The following is a 530-nucleotide window of genomic DNA, read 5'->3' on the forward strand; positions in this document are numbered from 1 at the left end:
GTGTGGACGTGCACCGCGCCACCGCCGCCGAGGTCTTCGGGCGGGCACTGGACGAGGTCACCCCCAACGAACGCCGTGCCGCCAAGGCGATCAACTTCGGCCTGATGTACGGCATGAGTGCGTTCGGGCTGGCCCGCAACCTGGGCATCGACCGCGGCCAGGCCCAGGATTACGTGGCGCTGTACTTCAGCCGTTATCCCGGCGTGCGCGACTTCATGGAGCGCATGCGCCAGCAGGCCCGCGACCAGGGTTACGTGGAAACCCTGGAGGGCCGCCGGCTGTACCTGAACGACATCCACGCCCGCAACCAGGGCCTGCGCGCCGGGGCTGAACGCGCGGCGATCAACGCCCCGATGCAGGGCACCGCAGCGGACATCATCAAGCGCGCGATGGTGAAGGTGGACGACTGGCTGCAGGGCCAGGGCGACCAGGCGCGGATGATCATGCAGGTGCACGATGAACTGGTGTTCGAAAGCGAAAGTAGTTTTCTGGAAACCTTGCGTTCCCAGGTGATCGACTTGATGTCGTCT

General features: G+C 65.7%; 1 protein-coding gene. It reads left to right on the top strand.

The genetic code is table 11. From position 1 onward, the window contains the following. Positions 1 to 530: DNA polymerase (locus tag ACXJKJ_RS32030; protein WP_457395770.1), on the top strand; the 530-nt coding region annotated here is incomplete at both ends.

Source organism: Roseateles sp. P5_E1, assembly GCF_054049335.1.